The 24048-nt window shown below is 53.2% G+C and carries 20 protein-coding genes; 12 read left to right on the top strand and 8 right to left on the bottom strand.

What is annotated here, in order from left to right; genetic code table 11:
* Positions 1-47 precede the first annotated feature (47 nt).
* Positions 48-683, bottom strand: a complete 636-nt coding sequence (locus ADN00_RS11910) for an NBR1-Ig-like domain-containing protein (RefSeq protein WP_075063215.1) — start codon at positions 681-683, stop codon at positions 48-50.
* A 320-nt stretch (positions 684-1003) separates the two neighbouring features.
* On the opposite strand from ADN00_RS11910, the gene ADN00_RS11905 reads away from it, so the two are divergent.
* The 7 genes from ADN00_RS11905 to ADN00_RS11870 all read left to right on the top strand — a co-directional run bounded on the left by ADN00_RS11905 (position 1004) and on the right by ADN00_RS11870 (position 10407).
* Positions 1004-2023, top strand: a complete 1020-nt coding sequence (locus ADN00_RS11905) for a sodium:calcium antiporter (protein WP_160317521.1) — start codon at positions 1004-1006, stop codon at positions 2021-2023.
* 129 nt (positions 2024-2152) lie between these two features.
* Complete coding sequence (gene tatC, locus ADN00_RS11900; RefSeq protein WP_075063214.1) at positions 2153-2884, top strand: twin-arginine translocase subunit TatC; 732 nt, start codon at positions 2153-2155, stop codon at positions 2882-2884.
* A gap of 43 nt (positions 2885-2927) precedes the next feature.
* Positions 2928-3743, top strand: coding sequence for a redoxin domain-containing protein (locus ADN00_RS20155; protein WP_330218350.1), 816 nt, complete (start codon positions 2928-2930; stop codon positions 3741-3743).
* A 187-nt stretch (positions 3744-3930) separates the two neighbouring features.
* On the top strand, positions 3931-4644 hold the full coding sequence (locus ADN00_RS11885; protein WP_075063211.1) for a glycerol-3-phosphate acyltransferase: 714 nt from the start codon (positions 3931-3933) through the stop codon (positions 4642-4644).
* Positions 4645-4652: 8 nt separating this feature from the next.
* Complete coding sequence (locus ADN00_RS11880) at positions 4653-7031, top strand: PEP/pyruvate-binding domain-containing protein (RefSeq protein WP_075063210.1); 2379 nt, start codon at positions 4653-4655, stop codon at positions 7029-7031.
* The gene (locus ADN00_RS11875) at positions 7028-7780 is read left to right on the top strand and encodes an ABC transporter ATP-binding protein (RefSeq protein ID WP_075063209.1); all 753 of its coding nucleotides are present in this window, start codon (positions 7028-7030) and stop codon (positions 7778-7780) included. Before ADN00_RS11880 ends, ADN00_RS11875 begins: the two co-directional genes overlap by 4 nt.
* A 41-nt stretch (positions 7781-7821) precedes the next feature.
* The gene (locus ADN00_RS11870) at positions 7822-10407 is read left to right on the top strand and encodes an ABC transporter permease (protein WP_075063208.1); all 2586 of its coding nucleotides are present in this window, start codon (positions 7822-7824) and stop codon (positions 10405-10407) included.
* 84 nt (positions 10408-10491) lie between these two features.
* Here ADN00_RS11870 and ADN00_RS11865 read toward each other — a convergent pair whose 3' ends face one another.
* From ADN00_RS11865 to ADN00_RS11855, 3 genes are all read right to left on the bottom strand, one after another.
* Positions 10492-12297 (bottom strand): ABC transporter ATP-binding protein, encoded by a 1806-nt coding sequence (locus ADN00_RS11865; RefSeq protein ID WP_075063207.1) that lies wholly within the window; start codon positions 12295-12297, stop codon positions 10492-10494.
* Positions 12287-14101, bottom strand: coding sequence for an ABC transporter ATP-binding protein (locus ADN00_RS11860; RefSeq protein ID WP_236691511.1), 1815 nt, complete (start codon positions 14099-14101; stop codon positions 12287-12289). Before ADN00_RS11860 ends, ADN00_RS11865 begins: the two co-directional genes overlap by 11 nt.
* A 189-nt stretch (positions 14102-14290) precedes the next feature.
* Complete coding sequence (locus ADN00_RS11855; protein ID WP_075063206.1) at positions 14291-15106, bottom strand: Fpg/Nei family DNA glycosylase; 816 nt, start codon at positions 15104-15106, stop codon at positions 14291-14293.
* Between the two features lie 168 nt (positions 15107-15274).
* On the opposite strand from ADN00_RS11855, the gene gpmA reads away from it, so the two are divergent.
* The 3 genes from gpmA to ADN00_RS11840 all read left to right on the top strand — a co-directional run bounded on the left by gpmA (position 15275) and on the right by ADN00_RS11840 (position 17464).
* Complete coding sequence (gene gpmA / locus ADN00_RS11850; protein WP_075063205.1) at positions 15275-16030, top strand: 2,3-diphosphoglycerate-dependent phosphoglycerate mutase; 756 nt, start codon at positions 15275-15277, stop codon at positions 16028-16030.
* Positions 16031-16123: 93 nt separating this feature from the next.
* Positions 16124-16951, top strand: coding sequence for an alpha/beta fold hydrolase (locus tag ADN00_RS11845; RefSeq protein ID WP_082390098.1), 828 nt, complete (start codon positions 16124-16126; stop codon positions 16949-16951).
* Positions 16952-17464, top strand: coding sequence for a GNAT family N-acetyltransferase (locus ADN00_RS11840; protein WP_075063203.1), 513 nt, complete (start codon positions 16952-16954; stop codon positions 17462-17464).
* Between the two features lie 7 nt (positions 17465-17471).
* Here the strand turns inward: ADN00_RS11840 and ADN00_RS11835 are convergent, their stop codons facing one another.
* The 3 genes from ADN00_RS11835 to tgt are packed head-to-tail and all read right to left on the bottom strand — an operon-like array spanning position 17472 to position 20142.
* Positions 17472-18188: a type 2 periplasmic-binding domain-containing protein gene (locus tag ADN00_RS11835; RefSeq protein ID WP_075063202.1), complete on the bottom strand. Its 717-nt coding sequence runs from the start codon at positions 18186-18188 to the stop codon at positions 17472-17474.
* On the bottom strand, positions 18172-18999 hold the full coding sequence (gene uppP, locus ADN00_RS11830) for an undecaprenyl-diphosphatase UppP (RefSeq protein ID WP_075063201.1): 828 nt from the start codon (positions 18997-18999) through the stop codon (positions 18172-18174). The genes ADN00_RS11835 and uppP overlap by 17 nt, the downstream gene beginning before the upstream one ends.
* Positions 19000-19020: 21 nt before the next feature.
* Positions 19021-20142: a tRNA guanosine(34) transglycosylase Tgt gene (gene tgt, locus ADN00_RS11825; RefSeq protein ID WP_075063200.1), complete on the bottom strand. Its 1122-nt coding sequence runs from the start codon at positions 20140-20142 to the stop codon at positions 19021-19023.
* Positions 20143-20348: 206 nt separating this feature from the next.
* On the opposite strand from tgt, the gene alr reads away from it, so the two are divergent.
* Both alr and recJ read left to right on the top strand, forming a co-directional pair.
* A complete protein-coding gene (alr, locus tag ADN00_RS11820) occupies positions 20349-21482 on the top strand; it encodes an alanine racemase (RefSeq protein ID WP_075063199.1) in 1134 nt (377 codons plus the stop codon).
* Positions 21483-21491: 9 nt separating this feature from the next.
* Positions 21492-23204: a single-stranded-DNA-specific exonuclease RecJ gene (gene recJ, locus ADN00_RS11815; RefSeq protein WP_075063198.1), complete on the top strand. Its 1713-nt coding sequence runs from the start codon at positions 21492-21494 to the stop codon at positions 23202-23204.
* Positions 23205-23257: 53 nt separating this feature from the next.
* Here recJ and ADN00_RS11810 read toward each other — a convergent pair whose 3' ends face one another.
* A complete protein-coding gene (locus tag ADN00_RS11810) occupies positions 23258-23941 on the bottom strand; it encodes a glycosyltransferase family 2 protein (protein WP_075063197.1) in 684 nt (227 codons plus the stop codon).
* Between the last annotated feature and the right edge of the window lie 107 nt (positions 23942-24048).

Genomic DNA, 24048 nt, shown 5'->3' with positions numbered 1-24048 from the left:
ACGGCAGCCGCGCGGGCTGCCGTTGAAGGCTTTCATTAAAAAGTGCGTTATTTTCCAGTGTATGAGAAGGAAACCGCCCCGCCGGGTACTAGTTGTCCTTTGTCATTGACCAGCGCCCAGTAAGTGGTGTGGGTACGAATGTCTTCAGAGCCAAAAGCGCCCAGGTTAAATTCTCCTTTTTCTCCGGGGGCTACAATGCGGTCCAAGGGAATGCGGTCAACGTTCGTGAACTTGTCGCCGCCAGTGTAGATGAGCGCGTAGCCTGTGTTCCAGGTGGTGGTGCCAATGTTTTTCAATCCCCAGGCGATGTTGAATAATTCGTTGGCAAAATATTCGCGGCGGTTTTCGGGGTAGGTAGAGGTGTAGACCGGCTGGGCGTAATCGCCAATGATCTTTTGTGTGGCGGTGGGCTCAGGCGTGGGTGTGTCTCCTACCGGGGTTTCGGTGGGTGGGATGGGTGTGTAGGTGGGGTATGGTGTGTAGGTGGGCTGCGGGGTTGGCGTTGAAGACGGATTCAACAGCGCGGTGAGGGTAATTTCGGCGACCATGGTGTGGCGCGCGCTTTCAACCACCGCGGTGATATCGGGGGTGGGCATGGGGGTGCTTAAGATGCCGCAAGAGGTGAGTGAGAGCGATAAAAGGACGAGCAGAAAAAGACTAAAAATGAGCCGCGAGCGCAACATAATTCCTCCAAGGGTGAGCGGGATTGTTTCCTGAATTTGTAAATATCCTGCCAATTTTACTACTGAATCGCAAAACCGGCGTTTGGCTTCTCTTGATGGCCGCCAGCCCAAGTGTGTTAACGGAATGTTAAATCGCCCTGAAAATATCTCTCAGAATATTGACCAGAAATCACCATTATTTGTATACTTCTTGAGTTGATGAGTAATGCATTAGCGTAGGATTGTGCAAAGACCGGTTCTTGCGGTCGGTTTTTGTGTAACCCGCGATATCCCTTCCACACATCGTCGATATCGTCTGGTTATACAGGAGGGATATGATTATGGAACAGAATATTTGGGTTGTATCGTTCCTTGGGCTGGGTGCCCTGGTTCTGCTGGTTGTTACAGCGAATGTGGCGGTAAAAAAGCTCATTGGAATCGCGTCGTTTTTCCACCTGTCTTCAACTTTTATGGGGATGACGGTTGTCTCCTTGGCAACCAGCATTCCAGAAATCACCGCTCACCTGACGGCGTCCACCAATATCTTGCGGGGAACGCTGGACTATGAGGTGGGCTCAGCGATTGTGCTGGGCGCGAATATTGGCTCGGATGTTGTGCAGCAAACCTTCATCCTTGGGTTGGTGGTTTTTATCGCTGGTGGGTTAACTTTTCGGAGGTATTTCCTTTGGAAAAGTATGATCCCCATGATACTGACAAATGTTCTCTGTATTTTTTTAGCGCTCAATGGAAATTTTTCCCGGCTTGACGGCATTATCTTATTGATTTCATTCATGGTATATAACTATTTTCTTTATATGGATGAACGGAAATTTTACCGAAAAGAGGATAATCTTCATCAAGATGAAGAAATTGCGAATAGTGTTCCTCGAAATTTGAAAGAAGTTCTCATTGATACGCTTGTCGCTCTGGGAATGATTATCATCACGATCTTCAGCGCAACATATGTATTGAACATTACGGAGATGATCGTTAATCGAACTGGCATTGGTGGTTCGTTAATTGGTGTGGTAACGCTAGGTGTGGCATCTGCGCTTCCAGAGCTTACAACAGCTTTAGCAGGAATTGGGAAAAAAGAACATGGAATATCGTTGGGCACTCTGATTGGCAGTAATATTACCAATCCATTGGTTGCAATTGGTGGTGGGGCGCTACTCTCGACATACGCAGCCCCCCGCCCCTTGATTTTGTGGGACTTACCTGCCGCGACTTTTACAGGAGCAGTTCTTTGGGCAGTGATCTGGTTCTCCAAAGGGAAGTTAAGCAAATGGGGTGCGACATATCTACTGGTTCTTTACTTTATCTATATCCTGATCCGTGCTTTGTTTTTCGCTGTGGATTGATAAAAAGAACAGGTGATGCATACTTGCCCGGCGGGTTGATCCCTGGCCGGGTTTTTTCATTGCAGAGGGTCATATCTGGTAGAATCGGTGTGAATGACGATTTGAAGAATAGTAAGGTGTGTATTCTCAATGGCAGATGAACCGGCAACCATGTCCTTACTGGACCATATCTCAGAGCTGCGCCGCCGCCTGCTCATATCCCTGGTTGCGCTCGCGGTAACCTCGCTGGCCAGTTTCAGCTTGGCCGGGCGGATTGTGGAGGCGCTGGCGAAGCCGATTGGCGGTCTGGACAAACTTCAGGCGATTGAGGTAACTGAGACGATTGGCGTGTTTATGCGCGTCTCTCTGTTGAGCGGGATCATACTGGCCATGCCCATTCTTTTGTACGAAGCACTGGCTTTCATTTTGCCCGGGCTCACTCCTGGCGAAAAGAGGTGGGTACTTGCAGCCATTCCCACCGCTTCCCTCTTGTTTGTGGCCGGAGCGGCTTTTAGTTATTTCATTATGCTGCCCCCTTCCATTGATTTCTTGATTAGCTTTATGGATGTGGCGACCGTCCCGCGCCTGTCGGATTATATGAAGTTCGTTACCAATCTGATTTTCTGGATCGGAATCAGTTTTCAACTGCCGTTGATTGCCTTTCTGCTGGCGAAGGTTAAGTTGATTAATGCCGGAATGTTAGGCCGGCATTGGCGAATCGCGGTGATTGTCATTTCCATTCTGGCAGCGGTGATCAGCCCCACTGTCGACCCGATTAATATGGCGCTGTTGATGCTGCCGCTGCTCATTCTGTATCTTTTGAGCGTGCTGCTGGCCGCGATTGCCAACCCAAAACCACGCGGGAAAGACCTGAAAAAATGAAATTTCAGCTATTCATTTTGCGAATTGCGTCTATAATTAGAATATGACAAAAACACTCATAAAAGATTGGATCAAGAATATCCTTGGGGTGAATATGAAACTAAAATTGGGCCAGCAAGCCCCAGATTTTACCCTGCCCAGTCACCTGGGCAGCAGCCTGCAGCTTTCGCTGCTGCGAGGCAAAACGGTTGTTCTGGCGTTTTTCCCGATGGCCTGGACGCCGATATGAACCAATCAGATTCCCTCCTATGAAGCGCGGCGCGCGGATTTTGAGGCGTTGAATGTGCAGGTGATCGGCATCAGCATTGATCATGTTCCCTGTCTGCAGGCCTGGGCAGAGAGCCTGGGAGGGATTAATTTCCCATTGTTGAGCGACTTTTGGCCGCACGGGGCTGTGGCTGAGCAGTATGGGGTTTTACGCTCAGAAGGCCATTCGGAGCGGGCGATCTTTATTATTGACGCGAACGGGTTTATCCGCTATATCGATATTCACGATATTGATGACCAGCCCAGTAATGATGTGCTGTTCGCTGAATTGGAGCGGATTGTTCCGCAAGACGTGCAGCGCGAAGCCCAAAAGCCGAAATCATCGCAGCCCGCTGCGGAACTGCCCACCAGCGGGGTGGTGATGTATTGCAATTCCTGGTGCCCAGACTGCCGGCGGGCGCGCACCTGGTTTAAGAGCCACGAGATCGAATTTACCGAAGTGGATGTGATGGAGAGCCGTGAGGCGTCTCGACAGGTGCGGGAATGGGCCAACGGCAATCTGGTAACCCCCACGTTCAATATCAACGGCAAGGTTATTATCGATTTCAAAATTAAGGAACTAGAAGAGGCATTAGGTATCCATACCCCTTAAGCTATGAACAGCGCCGGAAGGCGCTGTTTTTTTATACCCTCTATTTACCTTTCTGGTGAATTCTCCTACAATATTGTAAAGATAAAAAACGGATTACCATTCATTGCTGCTTCATCAGGTTCATTGAGTCCAACCGTTGTCTGGAATGTTCACGTATTGAATAACGCAGGCGGGGAGGAATGAATACATGAACCTTTTTGTTTTAAGTACCGTGTGCGTTGTCAGTTATTTATTGGGGGCGATTTCATTTTCTCGTATTGCGGCGAAAAAGTATGCCCCGGAAGAAAATTGGGTAGATTCCAGGGTGGTTGCTTCTACTACCCGTGAAGAATTTACCTTAACCGGCATCAGCGCGACCACCATCGGTAACCGCCTGGGGGAGAAGGCGGGCTGCCTGGTCGGTATTTTGGACATGTCCAAAGCCTTTGTCCCGGCGCTGGCGCTGAGGTTGCTTTTTCCTGAACAGCCCTATCACCTGGCCGCGGCAGTGATGGCGATGGTAGGCCATAACTGGCCGGTGTATTACGGCTTCAAGGGCGGGCATGGTTATTCTACCGTCTATGGTGGGCTGCTGGCGATTGACCCGATTGGCGCGATTGTTTCGTCCGTGGTGGGAATGGCCTTGGGGTTATTTGTCGTGCGTGATTTCATGGTCGCTTATTTATCAGGCATGTGGTTGCTGATCCCGTGGATGTGGCTGCGCTGGCAAGATCCCCTGATGGTGGCCTACGCGCTGGCAGTGAATGTGATCTTCATGCTGGCAATGATTCCGGAAATCAAGCAGGTGAAGTCTGGGCTCGAGAAACATGGAAAATCTGACCTGCGCACCAGTATGCAAGATTGGCCGATGGGGCGGGGGATCTTAAAAATGGCCGATAAGTTGAATATTCGCCTGGAATAGGGGGGCGCATGAGCCAGAAGATGCGATTGATCACGCCCATAATCTCAGCGCGGTTGGATACGAAGGCTGGCAATAAAGCCAAAAATTTACACGCCTTGCAAAAAGCTGGTTATCAAATCCCGAAGACCTGGGTTTGCAACTGGTCGGCTTTTGAGCGCTATCAGGCCAATGACATTTCTGTGATTGAGGAATTAAAAACTGAGCTGGAAGGAATTTGCGAACCTGGAAAACGTTACGCGGTTCGTTCTTCTGCCAATGTGGAAGACGATATCAATCAATCTTTTGCTGGTCAGTTCAAAACTGTTTTGGATGTGGATTCTGCCGACCAAATTCTGCAAGCGATGTGGGCCATTTGGGCCACAGCTAACTCTCAGCCGGTGCAGACCTATATTCAGACCCAATTCTTCCAACGTAAAGGCCTGCTGATGGCGGTGATTATTCAGGAAATGGTCCCGCCGTTTGTTTCGGGCGTCTCGTTCAGCAAAAATCCGATGACAGGCATGGATGAAGTTGTAGTGGAAGCCGTGCGCGGGAGAGGCGACCAGTTGGTGCAGGAAGGCACAACGCCGTACCGCTGGGTTTGGAAATGGGGCTGCTGGTTGAAACAACCGGTTGTTGATGAAATCTCGCAGACGTTAATCGATAAAGTGGTCAGCGGAACCAGGGAGATTGCGAAAACCTTTGACCAGGATGTGGACCTTGAGTGGGTGTCTGACGGCCAAACTTTGTATTGGCTGCAGATGCGGCAGATTACCACGATCAGCGGCGTTACAGTTTATTCGAATAAACTGGCCAAAGAGATGCTGCCAGGCCTGGTAAAGCCGTTAATCTGGTCCATCAATATCCCCCTGGTTAACGGCGCCTGGGTGAGGGTGATGACGGAGCTGGTGGGAAAAAATGATCTGACACCAGAAAAAATGGCCAAGGCTTTCCATTATCGAACCTATTTCAATATGAGTATTCTGGGGGATATTTTCAAACGCCTGGGGATGCCACCTGAATCACTGGAAATGATGATGGGTGTGGCTCCGGAAGGGTTTCAGTCTCCGAAAATGAAGCCCAACCTTAAAATGATGCGTCTGCTCCCACGGTTAATGGTATTCATGTTGGATAAATTGACATTCGAGCGCCGAATCTTGAAAGAACTCCCGGTGCTGGAAGAAGAATTTGCCCGTCATTATCGAGAGAAGTGGGGTGAATGGAGCGATGGAGAGATAATGAAAGGTATCGACGCGTTGTTCGATACCGCCCAGAAGATGGCTTATTTTAATATCGTTGGACCGCTGTTGATGATGCTTTACAACGGGTCCCTGAAATCAGAATTGAAGAAGGTAAACGTTGATTTTGACCATCTGCAGGTTGTTGATGGAGAAAGGGATCTTGGTCAGTTTGATCCTGCGCCGTGGATGAAGGCGCTGAACCAGCGCTTTCGGAATATGGCTGACCAGGACCGGGAAGCCATTCTGCATTTGAGCTTTGATGAGTTCATGGCGATGGACAAAATGGATGGATTTCGAGAGGATGTGCTGAAATTCATTCAACATTTTGGCCATTTGAGCGATTCGGGGAACGATTTCTCGCAAATTCCCTGGCGTGAAGACCCCGACACCTTGTTTAAGTTGATCTTGCACTATGAGCCTGAACCAGGCTTGTTGGAGAAAAAGATTTCGTTTGAAAACATTCCCTTAAAAGGCGTGCATCGTTGGGTTTTGCGCCATATCTATCGCCGCGCAAGAGATTTTCGTCTGTTTCGCGAGCGAATCAGTTTTCGATACACTTTCGGATACGGCCTGTTCAGGATTTACTTCATGGAGCTTGCCAGACGTTTTGTAAGCCGCGGGTGGCTTCAGGCGGTGAATGATATCTTCTATATCTATCTGCCCGAAATTCGCGCGGTGGTGGCCGGAGAAACGAGTGCAAACGACCTGGCAGGCTTGGTGGAACAGCGCAAGCGGGAAATGGAAAACGCCCAGCAAGTGGTGCTGCCTCAGATTATATTTGGCGAGGAGATTCCACCCGTAGACCAGGAGGGGAAATGTGTTTTGAATGGAGTGGGCACGTCGGGAGGATATTTTGAGGGCACGGCGAAAGTGGTGCGCGGCTTGCGAGATTTTTCAAAAATTGAGCAAAGCGAAATTCTTGTCATCCCATATTCGGATGTAAGCTGGACGCCATTGTTTGCCAAAGCCGGGGCGGTGGTTTCGGAATCGGGCGGCATGCTGTCTCACAGTTCGATCATCGCGCGAGAATACCATATTCCTTGTGTGGTTTCAGTCCCTGATGTAACCTTGCTGCCCGACGGCACGCGGCTGCTGGTCAATGGTTATTCTGGGGAAGTGATGATAGTTAATGGTGCCGAAAAATCCGCTGTGGAGGGTATTGAATGAAACAAGTTTTGCAAGCGCAGCAGGTGAGAAAATTGTACCGTCTGGGTGATCACAGCGTGAACGCGCTGGCGGGAGTGGATTTTGCTGTTGAGCAAGGTGAATTTGTGGCGATCATGGGTCCGTCCGGCAGCGGAAAATCCACACTGCTGCATTTGCTGGGAGGGCTGGATAAGCCCTCGGAGGGGGAAGTGATTCTGGCCGGCAACCGTCTTTCAGAATTAAATGACCAGGCGGCTACGTTGGCGCGCCGGCATCATGTTGGTTTTGTCTTTCAGTTTTTTAACTTGCTGCCCACCTTGACCGCGCGCGAGAATATTTTGCTGCCTCTGCTGATTGACGGCAAAGACACCAACGGGTACGAAGAGCGGCTGCTAACGCTATTGGATTTGGTTGGCTTGAGTGAGCGGCAAAACCATAAACCGGATCAGTTGTCGGGTGGGGAGCAGCAGCGAGTGGCTATTGCCCGCGCGTTGATTACGGCACCGGAACTTGTGCTGGCAGACGAACCGACAGGTAATCTGGATACGAAAACCGGGCGGGCGATAATGCAGCTGTTAAGACGATCTTGTGATGAATTCTCTCAAACCATGGTTGTGGTTACGCACGATCCGCAGGCGGCAATTTACGCGGACCGGGTCATTTTCTTACGCGATGGGTTGGTTGTGCAGCAAATTCATCTCAATCCACAAGAGCCATTGGCAGTCCGTCTCAAAATGGTGATGGATGAGATGGAGAAATTGGCTGAATGAGGCTATGACATACGCATGAGGAAACCCTCCCGGAGGATAGAATGCGTTTATTCCGTTTCCTGACGATCCGATCCTTACGCGCCCGACCGGCCCGCACGTTGTTAAGCACGCTGGGAATTATTTTGGGCGTTGCCAGCATTCTGGCGATAGCCATCACCAATCAAACCGCGTTAGCGTCGATAACGAGGTTATTTGAGGATACTTCTGGAAAAGCCAGGCTGATGCTGGTGAGCGCCGAATCCGGCGAAAAGGTCTTTTCGGATCGTTTGGAAAGGCGTTTTTCCAATCATCAAGAGATAACCGCTCTTCTTCCAGTTTTGCAGGTGCAAACCTTGCTGGGCAGCCATGACTCGGGGCAGGAGATTGGTTTTAGCTTCTTCGGCAGTGATTTGGGCGGTCTGTTAGTGTATGGAATTGACCCTGACCGTGACAGGTTAGCCAGAGATTACGAAATCATCGCAGGAAAGTTCCTTTCAGGTGATTTCAATGCGTTTGAAATGGTGATGGTCAACACATACGCTGAGGAAAATAACATCTCACCAGGGAAGAAGGTAGAGATTGTAACCCCCAATGGCATTGAGAAAATCGAAGTGGTGGGGCTGATGGAGAAAAGCGGACCGGGGAAGCTCAACAACGGCGCATTCGCGATTATGCCGCTGGGAACAGTGCAAACGCTGTTCAACAACAGCGGAAAAATCAGTCATTTGGATGTGGTGGTGGATGAAGGTGTGACCAGCACCGGCGCGCTTGAAGAATTGCAGGCCAGCCTGCAGACGCTCGCGGGTAAAGATTTCCAGGTAATTTTCCCGGCCAGCCAGGGTAAACGAATGTCTCAGATGCTGGAAAATTACCAGATCGGCTTGAATTTTTTGAGCGGGATTGCCCTGTTTGTGGGCGCGTTTTTAATTTATAACGCGTTCACCATGACGGTGGTAGAACGCACGCGTGAGTTTGGCATGCTGCGCACCGTAGGAATGACTTCCAGGCAGGTTGTAAGAATTGTGTTGTGGGAAGCGGCTATTTTGGGTGGCTTGGGTTCACTGTTGGGTGCTGGATTGGGTGTCGCGCTGTCGATTGGACTGACGCGGGTCATGGAATTGCTGCTGGGACAGTCTTTGGGACAGATGCATATCCCTGCTGGTTGGGTGGCGATCAGCATTGGGGTGGGTGTGATTGTAACCCTGATCGCGGCGGTTGTGCCAGCCTTGCAGGCGGGGCGAATCTCTCCGCTAGAGGCACTGCGCGTCCGCAGCCGCCAGAAAGAAGGCCGCCTGGTTCGCGAAGGCTGGAAGCTGGGCGTGGTTCTGCTGGCGGTCTCGGCGGTGATTTTGCTCTTCAACCCATTTCCTTACGATGTCCAATTCAGGCTGGGGAGTATGACCGTTTTTTCACTTTTCTTTGGGGCTACCTTAATGCTGCCAGCCAGTGTGGATCTTTGGGAGCGCTACACCCGGCCTTTGGTGAAGGTTATTTATGGAAATTCGGGCGAATTAGGCAGCCGCAATATTCAACGTTCGCGGATGCGGACGACGTTGACTGTTGCCGCCTTGATGATTGGGGTGGCCATGATCTTAATTGTGCGCGCCATGACGGGTTCTTTCAGTGTGGATCTGAAGGAGTGGATTAATGCTTATGTGGGCGGGGATTTATATGTAACCTCAACCCTGCCCATGCGCAGTGAACTGGAGCGGCGCCTTTCGGCTGTGGAAGGCGTGGAGGCTCTGACCCCCATTCGCTATATCGATGTTAAATGGCGTCTGAGGGATGGCAATGAAGAAACAATCAGTTTCATGGCGGTTGACCCGTCCACTTATTCTCAGGTGACTTCGTTTGTCTTTAGCGGAGAGAATGTCGACCCGGCTGCGGCATTGAGACGGCTTTCTCAAGGCCAGGCGGTCTTCATTTCCAGCGTGCTGGCCGAAAAACACAACCTTAATGTGGGCGATACGATCGAACTGCGCACGCGCAGCGGATTGCGTGTGTTTGAAGTCGCGGCGGTGGTGGTCGATTTCTTTAATCAGGGGCTGGTGGTTGAAGGCAGTTGGGATGATCTGCGGCGGATTTTTCGCGTGGATGATGCCAACACCTATTTGATCAAGGTGTCAGCGGGGTATGACGCGGCGGCTGTTCAATCGCAAATTGAACGTCTGTATGGAGATCGTTACAAGTTGACGGTTGAATCGAACCGATTGATTAAGCAGCGCATCACCACCTTGATGGACCAGGCCTTTGGCATGTTCGATGTTCTGGCTGTTCTGGCATTGTTGATCGCAGCGTTGGGTGTGGTCAACACTCTGACCATGAATGTGATGGAGAGAACACAGGAGATTGGTATGCTGCGCGGTGTGGGGATGACGCGCGGGCAGGTGATTAAAATGGTGCTGGCTGAAGCCGGGTTGATGGGGTTAATTGGCGGTGTGATTGGTCTGGCCTTGGGCGTGATTCTCTCACGCATTTTTCTGGCTTCGATGATGGCTATGTCTGGATATGATCTGGAATACACACTTCCACTTGAAGGGGTGCTGTTGGGTGTGCTGGTGGCCCTGGTGGTTTCCCAAATCGCGGCGCTGCTTCCCGCCCGGCGCGCGGCGCGCATCGCGGTGCTGGAAGCCATTCACTATGAATGATGACACAAGCATGGCGGTTCGTTCAAACAAAAACATCCCCTCGTCTTGATTGAGGGGATGTTGGCTTTGTAAGGTATATTTTGATTAGGAAGCGCCAGCGTTGTAGGCCAATTCCATCTGGTTGCGGAATTGGCGGGTGTACAGGTGATAATACTTGCCGCGCAGGCGCAGCAGTTCGGCATGCGTGCCTACTTCAGCGATTTGACCGCCCTCAATGACCAGAATGCGGTCAGCGCGTTTGATGGTGGAGAGACGGTGGGCGATGACAAAGCTGGTGCGCCCGCGCATGATTTTCTCCATGCCCTGCTGAATCAGCGCTTCGGTGAGGGTATCCACCGAGCTGGTGGCCTCGTCCATGATGAAAATTTCGGGGTTGGCCAGCACCGCGCGCGCCAGGCTGATGAGTTGCTTTTGCCCCACGGAAAGCATGATGCCGCCTTCGCCCACCTGGGTATCGTAACCTTTGTCGAGGTGGGTGATGAACTCATGCGCGCCAACCAGGCGGGCGGCCTCTTCCACTTCTTCAGAGGTGGCGTTCAAACGACCGTAGCGGATATTCTCGCGGATGGTGCCTGAGAAGAGGTGCGGCGTTTGCAAGACGACGCCGATACGCGACTGGATGGCCTGCAGGGAGTATTCACGATAGTCATGCCCGCCGATAAGAATGCGCCCGGCAGTGGGTTCGTAGAAGCGGCACAACAGGTTAATGGTGGTGGTTTTGCCGCCGCCAGTTGGCCCGACCAATGCGATGGTTTCTCCGCGACGGATGGTGAGATCAAAATTCTCAAGCACGGGGTCGTCGCCTTCATAAGAAAAGGAGACGTGGTCAAAGACAATATCGCCCTGAATGGTGCCGGGGTCAAACGCGCCAGGCTGGTCTTTGATATCGGGCGTAGAGTCGATCAGCGAGAAGATGCGCTCGGCTGAAGCAATGGCGTGCTGCATCTCGGCAAACACACGCGCAAGGTCTTGAATGGGCCACATCATGAAGGTAAGGTAAGACACAAAGGCTTGAATGCCGCCTATTGACAGGCCGCCGACACGAATTTGCGTGCCCGAGAAGAGAATAATCGCGCCCAGCGCGGCGGCGGTGATGAGCTGAACGGTGGGCAGGAAGAGCGCGCTTAACCAGGCGGCGCGGAAACCGGCCTTGTACATATTACCGGTGAGATGGCTGAACTCTTCCAGGTTGGCGTCTTCGCGCCCCAGGGCTTTGACCACGCGCACGCCGCTGATATTCTCGTTGAGCGATCCGGTGATTTTGGAGTTCAGTTTGCGCACTTTGCGGAACTGGTCAATTATGCGTTTGCGAAACTCAATGGCCACATAGACGAGGATGGGCAGAGCGGCAAGAACAACCAGCGCCAGCCGCCAGTTGATGACCAGCATAAACACCATCGAGGAGCCAATACTCATGATGGCCCAGGTGGTGTCGATTAAACCCCAGGTAACCAGCTCGGCCACGCGCTCAGTGTCTGAGGTTACGCGGGACATGATCCAGCCAACCGGTGTGCGGCTGTAATAGGCCAGCGAAAGCTGCTGGAGATGGTTGAAGAGTTTCTGGCGCAGCTCATAGCGAATGCGCTCGCCGACCGTAGCAACCAGATAGATGAAGCCGAACACGCCCAGCGCCTGCACGAGCATGAGCCCGCCATAAATGCTGAGAATGCCGGTCAGCGCTGAGGGATTGGCCGGGACGATGGCTTCATCGATCATGCGTTTGCTGAGATAAGTGAAGAAAGAGTCGAGGGTGGCGACGACGGCAATACTCAGCAGAAAGCCAGCCACCATCTTCCAATGCGGGCGGGTGAGCGCGAGAATGCGGCGCAGGGTGCGCGCGTCGAATTGGGAGGTGGCAAATTCCTCTTCGTCAAAATAACTATCCGACACTGCTTACCTCCTTTTCCAATTCCACGTCAATGCGCGTTTGAATGTCAAAAATATCACGATACATGCCGGGTTGAGTGGCGAGAGTCTCATGGGTGCCTTTTTGAATGATCTGACCTTTATCGAGGACGAGGATCAGGTCTGCGTTCATAATGCTTTGAATGCGGTGCGCAATAATGAAGGTGGTGCGGTTCCGCATCAGGTTTTGCAGGGCTTCGCGGATCTCGGCTTCGGTCTCGGTGTCTACCGAACTGGTTGAGTCGTCGAGGATGAGAATGCGCGGGTCTTTGAGCAGAGTGCGGGCGATGGCGATGCGCTGTTTTTGACCGCCAGAGACGGTTACGCCTTTTTCACCCACCAGGGTGTCGTAGCCTTTCGGGAAGGACAGAATCACATCATGGATGGCCGCGGCGCGTGCGGCTTTTTCGATTTCTTCCTCCGAAACCTGGCGGCCAACGCCGTAGGTGATATTCTCGCGAATGGTGCGCGAAAAGAGGAATGGTTCTTGCTCTACGATGCCGATCTGCTGACGCAGGAAGCGGCGCGGGTAGCGGTTCAGCTCTACGCCGTCTAACAGAATCGACCCGCCGTTGTAGTCGTAAAAGCGCGGCAGCAGATTGACAAGGGTAGACTTGCCGGAGCCGGTGGAGCCTAGCAAGGCGATGGACTGCCCGGCGCGGCATTCAAAATTGATTCCGCGCAGCACTTCGCTGCCTTTTTCATATTCGAAGCAGACATCTTTGAATTCGATGTTTCCTGTAATTTTCCCGGCGGGCGAATAATCGCCATCATCCAGCGGTTCGCGGTCTTGCTTGATAATCTCCATGATGCGATTGAACGAGACCATGCCGGTGGACATTTGCACGATCAGGCGTCCAAGATTGCGCATGGGGAAGATGATCCAGACTACCAGGCCGGCATAGGCCAGGTACGTTCCGAAACTGATTTCATTGTTGATGGCCATCATCGCGCCAGCGTAAAAACCACCCAGCATTTGCAGGCCGCACAGAATATCGGAGACCGGCCAGAAAAGCGAGTGCATGGTGAGCAGTTTTTTTCCGCGGAAAAATTTTTCCAAGTTGTCGGCTTCAAATTTCTTGATCTCATATTCCTGACGGGCAAACGCTTTCACCACACGCACACCGGTGAGATTCTCCTGCAAGGTGGTGGAAAGAACCGCGTCCTGCTCCTGGTAGGCTTCGTACGCGTCAGAAACTTTTTTGAAGAAGAACAGCGAAACAGCCACCACCAGCGGAACCACGATAATGGATAACCATGCCAGGCGCGGGTTTAGCAGGTAAATGGCGGCGAAGTTGACCAGGAAAAGCAGAACGATGCGGCCGACGCCGATGGCCTGGTCCGCGTAGAAACGGCGCATGGCGTCGACATCGGAAGTGCTGCGCTGGATGAGTTCGCCGGTGTCGGTTTCGGCGTGGTAGGCAAAGGAGAGATGCTGGATGTGATCGTAAAGATAGTTGCGCAGGCGGCGGGCAACGCTTTCGGCGGTTTGGGCTGCCAGGCGTCCGCTGAGAAAGGTAAAACTGCCTTCGACCAGCGCCAGCGCGAGGAAGCCAGCCGCGATCCAGCCCACAGAAAACGGGGTGGTATCGCTGGCGAAGAAGGTGTCTACAAAGTAGCGTAACAATAGGTAGGTAACGGTTTTGGCGGTCGCGGCGATTCCCAGGCTGAGGGTGGCGCCGACATATTTCCACTCGAAACCGTGCATTAACCGCCACAGCCCCACCAGACGGTGCTTGGTGATGGCCTGCTTAAGGTCGTAATTGAGATAATAGGATAAGGCAGTCAATCGAGCCTCCGGTAATGTTGATTAGGGCATTCCATTATAGCCTACAGCGGCGCCTTGGTGGGAAATGCAACGGCAGGCAGCCCGAATTGCTCTGCCAGAATGATGATCTCACAAATTGGAATCCCTTTGAACTACCGCCTGGCGGGGATTGTAACTGGCCAAAAGGTGAGGTTAACAGTTTGAATACCGCTAGCGGTTGTCCAGCGGCTGGCAGGCGGGGCAAAGGAAGCTGCTGGTGCTGCCGGTTTTCAGTTTTTGGATGGGGGTTCCACAGGAAGGGCAGGGCTGGTTGTCTTTATAAGCGATGACCAGGTCTTCCAGAGTGAAGCCGCCTTTTTGGCCGTACAGGTTCAGCTCATACCAGGCGCCGCCTTTTTCCAGGCTCATCGTCAACCCTTTGCGAATGGCGGCGTACAGACGGGCGATTTCATCACTGCTTAAAGTGGGAATGGGACGCAGCGGGTGCAGACCGGCAAAGAAGAGGATATCGTGGATATAAGCGTTGCCAATCCCCGCCAGATTGGACTGATTGAGCAGGAAGGATTTGAGCTGTCCTTTTTTGCTGCTCAGAAGCGTGGAGAACTCTTCGGGGGAGAGGTCAAGCACATTGGGCCCCAATTTCGCGGACATTTCGTGCTGGTCTAGCTGACCGGTGGGGACATAATGAGCATAGCCAAACCACCAGAAGTTGACCGAGAGGCAGGTTTGGTCGGCAAAGTGGAAGATGAGGCGGTTTTTTTCAGGGAGGTGCTGCGGGTCGGTCAGGATCATTTCCCCGCCCATGCCCATATTGAGCAACAGCCAGCCCTGGGTGGTTTCCACAAAAATCCATTTGCCCTTATACCGTGCGGATTGAATCACAGCTCCATTGAGGCTGGCTTGAAATTCTTCGGGCGGGCAGTTGAGACATTTGGGCTGGATAATGGTTATGGATGCAATTTGTTTGCCGATCAGGTTTTCCTGGATTTCACGGGTGCGGTTGGCAATTTCGGGCAGTTCAGGCATGATTTCCTCACAATTCATAGGGAAAGTGTTCTATGAATATGATTATATAGAAAAGCAACGGTCTGGGCAAGGTCTGATCAGGGTCTACTCGGGAAAGGCTTTGAAAACACGTTGAAGATCATCTCCACCTCGGTTACAATTTCTTTCATAGCAGAGGAAAGGATCGTGATGAGCCGACTGGTTTTGCTGAGGCATGGGGAGAGCGTCTGGAACCGCGAAAACCGCTTCACCGGGTGGACCGATGTTGATCTGACCCGGCGGGGTGTGGATGAGGCCTGGCAGGCTGGTCGTCTGCTGCGCGATCTAAATTTCCATTTCGATTGCGCGTTTACCTCTTGCTTGAAGCGCGCCGTGCAGACTCTGTGGATGGTGTTGGACGCGATGGACTTGTTGTGGGTGCCGACCTGCAACAGTTGGCGGCTGAATGAGCGGCATTATGGCGCGCTGCAGGGATTCAACAAAGCCGAAATGGGTGAGCGCCTGGGAAAAGAGAAGGTGTTTACCTGGCGGAGAACTTTTAGGGGCCAGCCGCCGCAACTGTCGGTCGGCGATCCGCGGCACCCGCGGTTTGACGCGCGCTATAAAGACGTGCCGGCGAATCTGCTTCCCGCTGGAGAATCGCTGGAAGACACTCTCCAGCGCGTGCTGCCGTATTGGCAGGACGTGATCTGCAAAGAAGTACAACAAAACAAGAACGTGCTGGTGGTGGCGCATGGCAATAGTTTGCGTGCGCTGGTAACCTATTTGAACCAAATTGACGAGGAGCAAGTGCCTGACCTTCAAATTCCGACTGGCATTCCGCTGGTGTATGAAATGGATGGGCCCAACCGCATTGAGCGGTATACCTACCTGAAGAATCCCGATCAGGAACGGCACTTGCCGATCTCTCATTTTTTTGCCCCGGTGCGTCAGAAGAACGAATGAGGAATGAGGATGGGTTGGTTCAAGCCGCGGGTGGATTGAATGGCGGAACGGAACCACGCATAATTTTTATGATACGCAACAGGTGAGGTCGCGATGAGAAAACTGATGTACGGATCGGTAATGAACCAGGGCGTGCGGATTCAATATTACCGCACGGGTGATGAAAAACCCGCCCTGATCTTTTTACATGGGCGTGGCGATTCGGGGTTGTGTTGGAACCGCCTGCCGTTGGTGTTTGAGCCGGAATATGACGTAGTGCTGATCGACGCGCGTGGGCACGGCCTTTCAGACGCGCCAGAAAGCGGTTATGGGCAGGAAGAAATGGCCGGCGATGTGGCAGCTGTGGTGCAAGAGCTGGCGCTCAATAAGCCGGCAGTGATTGGTCATTCTATGGGCGCAGAGACGGCCGCCACCTTTGCGGCATTATACCCGCACATGGTCAGTGCGGTGGTGCTGGAAGATCCGCCCTGGCCAGACCGGCTGCAAAACGCCACCTCAGCAGAGCGGGAAGCGGCAGCCGAACAGTTTCGCCAGGAACTCGTGAAGGTAAAAGCCATGCCGCTGGAACAAATCATCGCCCTGGGCAAAGAGGAAAACCCGACCTGGGATGAGAGCGAATTTCTACAGTGGGGAAAAGCCCTGAAGCTGGTCAGCCCGTTGATTGCCCAACGGTATCTCAACCCGCGCATGCCCTGGCAGGAAGTTGTCTCAAAAATTCAATGTGATGGCCTGATGCTCATCGCGGATACAGAAAAGGGCGGTATGGTTTCCGCCGAAACTGCGGAAGAGGCGAAACGGTTGTGGCGCAATCTGGAAGTGGAGTATATCGCCGGTTCGGGACATAGCATTCACCGCGAGCAGTACATGGCAGCGCGTGACGCGATCAAACGCTTTTTGCGCAAGCAGCGAAGGCGCTTCTAAATGAGAGAGAATGTCTTTCTGAGGAGAGCAACCCCCGAAGATGCCAGCGCGTTTTTGGCGCTGAAAAAAGCGTTGGATGTTGAAACCGCTTTTTTAATGCTGGAGCCGGGCGAGCGGCTGACTTCTGAGGAGGAAATGCGGGCAACTTTGGAGCGGATTGCCGCTGTGGAGCGGGATTACCTGGCGGTGATGGAATGCGACGGTGAGCTGGTTGGCTACCTTTCGGCACAGTCGGGGAGTTATCGCCGCAACCGGCACAGCGCCTACATCACCACAGGAATCCGGCAGGCGTTTTGCGGGCAGGGTTGGGGCAAACGCCTGTTCGCGGACCTGATTGGCTGGGCAAAGCAGAGCGGAATCACGCGCCTGGAGCTGACGGTAATGGCGCACAACCAGCGGGCGATTGGCCTTTACAAACGCATGGGCTTTCTAAAAGAAGGAGTGAAGCGCCATTCTTTGCGTGTAGATAATCAATATATAGACGAAGATTATATGGCTTTACTCTTGGATTGAGGAGAGATTACTGAAGGCAGGCCAGCCATCCGGTTTGCGCGGGGGTTGGCGGGGATGTGAATTTGACCAGCAAGGGGCGAGTGGTGATAACTGGCTGGTCGCCGGACAGCGATATCTCGCGCACGCTTTCATTCAGCCAGCGGGAGGGCAGGTAGCCGATGGCACCGGGGTTGGCCGCGACCAGCTCGATCATCGCGGCGGGGTCGGCAGCGATGAGGGTTCGATCGGTGATGGAAGGAGCCTCGCCCGAAACGGCACCCATGACCAGCGTAGTTTCATCCTGGCCGGGGAGGTTAACCGGAACCAGAACCTGTGAATAATCAGAAATTTCTGACCAGTCGCGCACCTGGCCGGTAAAGGCCTGGCGGAGCTGTTCTGGGCTGATCGCGGTGGTGGTGTTTTGAGGATGGATGATGATGGCCAGGGATTCTTCCCCAATTTTGTACCAATCTGATCTGTCCTGCGGGTCTGGGTCTCCCCAGCGGACAAGTACATCGCTGGCTTCCAGAAGCGGTGTGGTTGGGGGCTGGTAATCTACCAGCAGCGCTACACCGGCCTGCTGTTGGGCGCAGACGTTCATTCGCGCGCCCAACCAGGCAAGCGAAGCCGGCATCTGCACGCGCCAAATTTCGGGTGTGGAGAGGGGAGCCTCTGGCAGGACTGGCTGGCAGGCGGCCAGAATCAGCACTGCCAGGATGGCGAACCGGTTAAAACGAGGTTGCATATTCCAAAATCAGCACCAGACTGCCCATCAGGGCACAGTAGAGCGCGAACCATTTCAGCGACTGTTTTTTCAGGAAGCGCAGCAGCCAGGCAATACTTAAATATCCTACCACAGCCGCTGTGATAAATCCGCTGGCCAATTGGGGGAGATAGGTGAAGAGGGCAGGGGTTTGAGCCAGGTCGGCCAGGCTGTAAACGCCCGCGCCAATCATGATGGGAATAGACATCAGAAATGAGAAATCTGCCGAGTCTTTGCGATCCAAGCCGCGCAGCATACCGCCGCTGATGGTGGCACCGGAGCGAGAAACACCGGGAAAGATAGAAAGCGCCTGAGCCAGGCCAATCCACAACGCGTCCACGGCTTTGAGCTGTTCCATCCGGCGGGTCTGCTTGCCGGCCTGCTCGCTCAGTACCAGTAACCCGGCAGTGAGGAACAAGAATCCGGCAACCATCAGCGGACTCTTAAAGGCGGTTTCGACAACTCCGTTGATGATCAGCGCGATGGTAACGCCGGGCAGGGTGGCCAAAATCAGGCACCACCCCAAACGAGAATCCTGTTCGGCAAAGGGTTGGCGGGTCTTCAGACTGTTCAAAAAAGCGCTGGCAATTTTCCATAAGTGGCTGCGGTAATAGAGGATCACCGCGACCAGGGTGCCCATTTGCACCAGCACGTCAAAGATGAAAACGAAATCAGGGTCCAGTTCCCAGCCGAAAAGGTGCGGGATCAGAACCAGATGCCCGGAGCTGGAAATGGGTAAAAATTCGGTTAGGCCCTGTATGAAGCCAAGAATGATGGATTGAAGAACGGTCATGCGCGAGAATCCCCCAGGTGATTATGGAAGCCGGTAATTTTCGAGGAAGTTACTGGCAAAGGCAGAATAGCGATGTTCGATGATGGCCTGGCGCGCCTGGCGCATCAATTCCAATAAGACGTGCAGATTATGAATGGAAATCAGCGTCGCGCCCAAGATTTCTTTGGCAACCAGCATGTGGCGCAAGTAGGCGCGCGAGTAATGCTGGCAAGTATAGCACTGGCAGCCCTCTTCAATGGGGCTTTGGCTGCGGGTGTTGACAGAGTTGAGCAGGTTGATGCGCCCGGTCATGGTCAGGGCGGCTTTATGCCGGGCCAGGCGGGTGGGCAGCACGCAATCAAAGATATCCACGCCGCGCAAAACGCCGTTGACCAGATCTTCCGGGGAGCCAACGCCCATCAGGTAGCGGGGCCGGTCTGCTGGCAGGATGGGCGTAACAACTTCGAGCATGGCGTGCATTTCTTCTTTGGTTTCGCCCACCGAAAGCCCGCCAATGGCGTGGCCAGGGAAGCCCAATGAGGAGATAAACTCCGCTGAACGGGCGCGCAGGTCTGGGAAGACCCCGCCTTGCACAATGCCGAATAAGGCCTGGTCGCGGCGAGTTTGGGCTGCCAGGCAGCGCTCAGCCCAGCGGTGGGTGCGCTCCATGGCTTTCTGGTTGTATTTCGGGTCATACGGGTCGGGGCACTCGTCAAATGCCATGATGATATCGGAGCCCAATTGTTCCTGAATGGAGATCGCTTTTTCGGGGGTCAGGCGGTGCGTGGAGCCATCAATGTGGCTGCGGAAGGTTACGCCGTCTTCATCAACTTTGCGGATGGACGACAGAGAGAATACCTGGTAGCCGCCAGAATCGGTGAGAATGGGTCCGTGCCAGTTCATAAACTGGTGCAGCCCGCCAAATTCGGCGATCAAGTCTGATCCGGGGCGCAGGTAGAGATGATAGGTGTTGGCCAGAATGAGGGAGGCGCCCAGCTCTGTCAACTGGCGCGATGAGACGGCTTTGACCGTGGCCTGTGTGCCCACGGGGGCGAAAACCGGTGTGAGGATATCGCCGTGAGGGGTGTGGAAGACGCCCGCGCGGGCGTTACCGTCTTGGGCGATCAGTTCGAATTGAAAAGCGGGAGAGACTTGTGATAGCATGCAGTAATCATGATCCTTTGTGAAGAGTCAAACCAGTCCTAATCTTATCATAGGCTGTTGATTCAAGCGAACTTCGAACATTACGGTGTCTTTACAAACATTCCATTATAAAATTGTTACCGCTCGAGGCGGGATGGTTCAAAATTGAAGGAAGCGGATTTGGCGACGTCTTGCCGGAAGATGAATGCAAGGATATACTATTGGCTATGAAAAAACCCGATGGCATCGAAAATTTCTCTGCTTGGTTAGAAATTGACCTGGGGGCAATTCGAAATAACGTCAAACGACTGGGTGAAATCGCGGGCAAGCCGGTGATGGCCGTTGTCAAAGCCAATGGATACGGCCACGGCATAGTCGAGACGGCGCGGGCGGCTGAGGCGGGCGGCGCCGCGTGGTGCGGCGTAGCAAGAGTGGAAGAAGCCCAGATCCTTCGCGCGGCTGGTTTGCAAATCCCCATTCTGGTGATGGGGTATACACCGCCTGAGCAGGTGCTGCCAGCGGTGGAAGAAAAGATATCTCTTACGGTTTACGACCCGGCGGTGGCAAAACAGTACCTGCAGACGGCGGCAGCCAGCCGGAAACGAGTGGCCGTGCATGTGAAATTCGACTCAGGAATGGGCCGTTTAGGATTGTTTCCGGAAGAAGGCGCAGCGTTTGTACGCTGGCTGCGTCAGCAGCCCGAATTTGAGGTGGAAGGCATCTTCTCCCATTTCGCGCGCGCCGATGAGCCGCTGGCGGAGACCACGGCCTGGCAGATTGAGCGCATGAACCGATTGCTCGACCAACTGGAAAAAGAAGGTCTGCGCCCGGCGCTTGTGCATGTTTCCAATTCGGCGGGAACTTTGTATCACCCGGCGGGGCGGTTTGACATGGTGCGCGCGGGGATCGCGATCTATGGGCTGCATCCCTCGGATGAGGCTCCGCTGCCAGATGGATTCAAACCGGCGTTGAGTTTGAAAGCGCGGCTGGTCTCAATCAAGGAACTGCCGGCTCAACATGGAGTGGGTTACAACTACCGCTATGTTACCTCTGCGCCTGAGCGGGTGGGTGTGGTCTCGATTGGTTACGCCGATGGCTACCGGCGCAAAAAGGGCGGCCAGATGCTGGTTTGTGGGCAGCGCGTGACGGTGCTGGGCACGGTGTGCATGGATCAGTGTATGGTTACTTTGCAGGATGTGCCCAACGCGCGGGTTGGTGATGAGGTGGTTCTGATTGGCGCGCAGGGAAGCGATTGTATTACCATGGAAGAAGTAGCCCAGGATTGGGGTACGGTTAATTATGAAGTGGCGACGAGCATGGCTCACCGCCTGCCGCGTGTTTATTTTGGCTTGCAAGATTAAGGAATACGGATGAATTCACCGATCAAAAAACAATGGATTATTGATAGCAGTTCAAAACATATTCCCACTCAGGTTCAAGACGAATTAATTGAATACCCATTACTGCTGCGCCAGCTTTTGTTTAACCGCGGAATCACGACCGCCGAAGACGCCAGGACGTATTTGTTCGCCAAAGGATCTCTGCACGATCCTTTTCAACTGTTGAATATGGACAAAGCGGTTGAGCGGATTTTGCGAGCAGTTGACGCGCAAGAGACGATGATTGTCTACGGCGATTATGACGTGGACGGCGTAACCGCCACAGCTCTGCTGGTGGAAAGCCTGAAAGCGATTGGCGGAGATGTGCGCGCGTATATTCCCAACCGCTTCGATGAAGGTTATGGGTTGAACCAGGACGCGCTGAAGACCTTATGGGAAGAGGGCGCGCGGCTGGTGATCACGGTGGACTGCGGGGTGCGCTCGCCCAAAGAAGTGGCTTATGCCAATGAATTGGGCATGGATATGATCATATCCGATCATCACGAGCCGGGTGGAACGAGGCCGGAAGCGTTCGCGGTGATCAATCCCAAACAGACGGGAGACGCCTATCCTTACCGCGACCTGGCCGGGGTGGGTGTGGCCTTCAAAATCGCGGAGGCCCTGTTTACAAAGCGTCAACCGGTAAACCTGCGTCTGGAAGATCTGCTCGATCTGGTGGCGGTGGGCACCGTGGCCGATATTGTTCCGCTGACTCGTGAAAACCGTTCGCTGGTCAAAGCCGGCCTGGAAATCCTGGCGATGGGAAAACGCCCGGGTTTATGGTCGCTGGCACAGGTGGCTGGTGTGAACATTGAGCGAATTTCCGCCGAGCAGATTGGATTTCTGCTGGGGCCGCGCTTGAACGCAGCCGGCCGGTTGGATACGGCCAAACTGGCGTATGAACTGCTGGTATCGCGGGATATTTTGGAAGCCGGACGGCTGGCCCAGCAATTGGATGACAAGAACAAAGAGCGGCAGGAAATCACGCGATTGATTCAGGAGACTGCGGAGGAACGAGCCAAAGCAGACGGCAATGATTTCTTGATTTTTGCCGCAGATGAAAATTTCAACGAAGGCGTGGTGGGCCTGGCGGCCTCTCGGCTGGCCGAAACCTATTTCCGTCCGGCAATTGTGGCGCATAAGGGAGATGAAGAAACACGGGCATCCTGCCGCAGCATTCCGGTTTTTCACATAACGCGGGCGCTGGATCACTGCGCCGACTTACTGGTGCGGCATGGCGGCCATTCGATGGCGGCCGGCTTCACAGTGCGAAATCAGAATCTGGAAGAGCTGGTAGCGCGGCTGCGTAATATCGCGGCTGATCAATTAAGCGGACAGGTGCTGCAGCCCGAACTGCACGCGGATATGGAACTGCCGCTGCAGAACCCGAAAGAAATTTTTGAGGCAATGGAAAAAATTGAGCCGACCGGCGAGAAAAACCCGGGCGTGCGCTTTGTTTCGCGCGGGTTGTGGGTGAAGCGCTTCTCGGCGGTGGGTAAAGACAAAACCCATTTGAAACTGCAAATTTCAGACGGGCGCACGGTTTTCGATGCCATCGCTTTTCGCATGGGACACTGGGCCGAAAATATGCCCAGCCGTTTGGATTTGTTATATTCGTATGACATTAATACATTTAACGGGCGGACCACGGTGCAGTTGATGGTGCGGGATATCCAACCCTTTGAACCGGACCCGTTTGCGTAATTGAGAACATAATCAAAAAAACCGGCGCGTCGCGCCGGTTTTTTTGATCTTCACTATTCAACAAAGCGGTATTTGACCAGCGTCCAAAGCGATTCGAGGCCGTCTTTCACGCCAATCTTTTTGCCCTCATCAAATCCGCGAGAGTTATAGTGCACAGGCACTTCATGAATATGGATGTGCCTTTTCAGGATTTTCGCGGTAAATTCTGGCTCAAATTCAAAACGGCGGGAATGGAAGGTAATGTCCTTGACAACGTCGCGGCGAAAGACCTTATAACAGGTTTCCATATCGGTCAGCGACTGTTGGTAAAGGAGATTGGTTACAAAAGTGAGAAACAGGTTGGCCAGTTTGCTGAGGAGTAAAAAGTCGCGTTTTTGTGCGCCTAAAAAGCGCGAGCCGTACACCACTTTGGCCTGCCCATCCAAGATGGGTTGGATGAGGGAGGGATAGTCGCCAGGTTCGTATTCCAGGTCGGCATCTTGAATGATGATAATGTCTTTGGTGGCGCTTTGGATGCCTGTGCGGACGGCACTGCCTTTTCCCTGGTTATGAGGGTGGAAAACGATGTGGATGAGGGGATCAGACTCAAGGCTGGCGAGCATCTCGCGGGTGCCATCCGACGAACCATCATCCACAATGATGATTTCGTCGACGATTCCAACCTGTTTAATGCGCTCTAAAACAGCGCAAATCGTTTTGACCTCGTTGTAGACGGGGATGATCACACTTACTTGCATGGGGAGGATTATAGTCTGCAAATGGTGGATAGGCAAGTAAAAGAACTCTGAAGTTTATGGCGGAGGCGAAAAAAACCTTCATATTTTGCCCCATGAATTTTAACAGG

The sequence above is a fragment of the Ornatilinea apprima genome, assembly GCF_001306115.1.
Classification (GTDB): domain Bacteria; phylum Chloroflexota; class Anaerolineae; order Anaerolineales; family Anaerolineaceae; genus Ornatilinea; species Ornatilinea apprima.
Note: the sequence above shows the minus strand (reverse complement) of the source record. Positions and strands in the feature narration are given on the sequence as shown.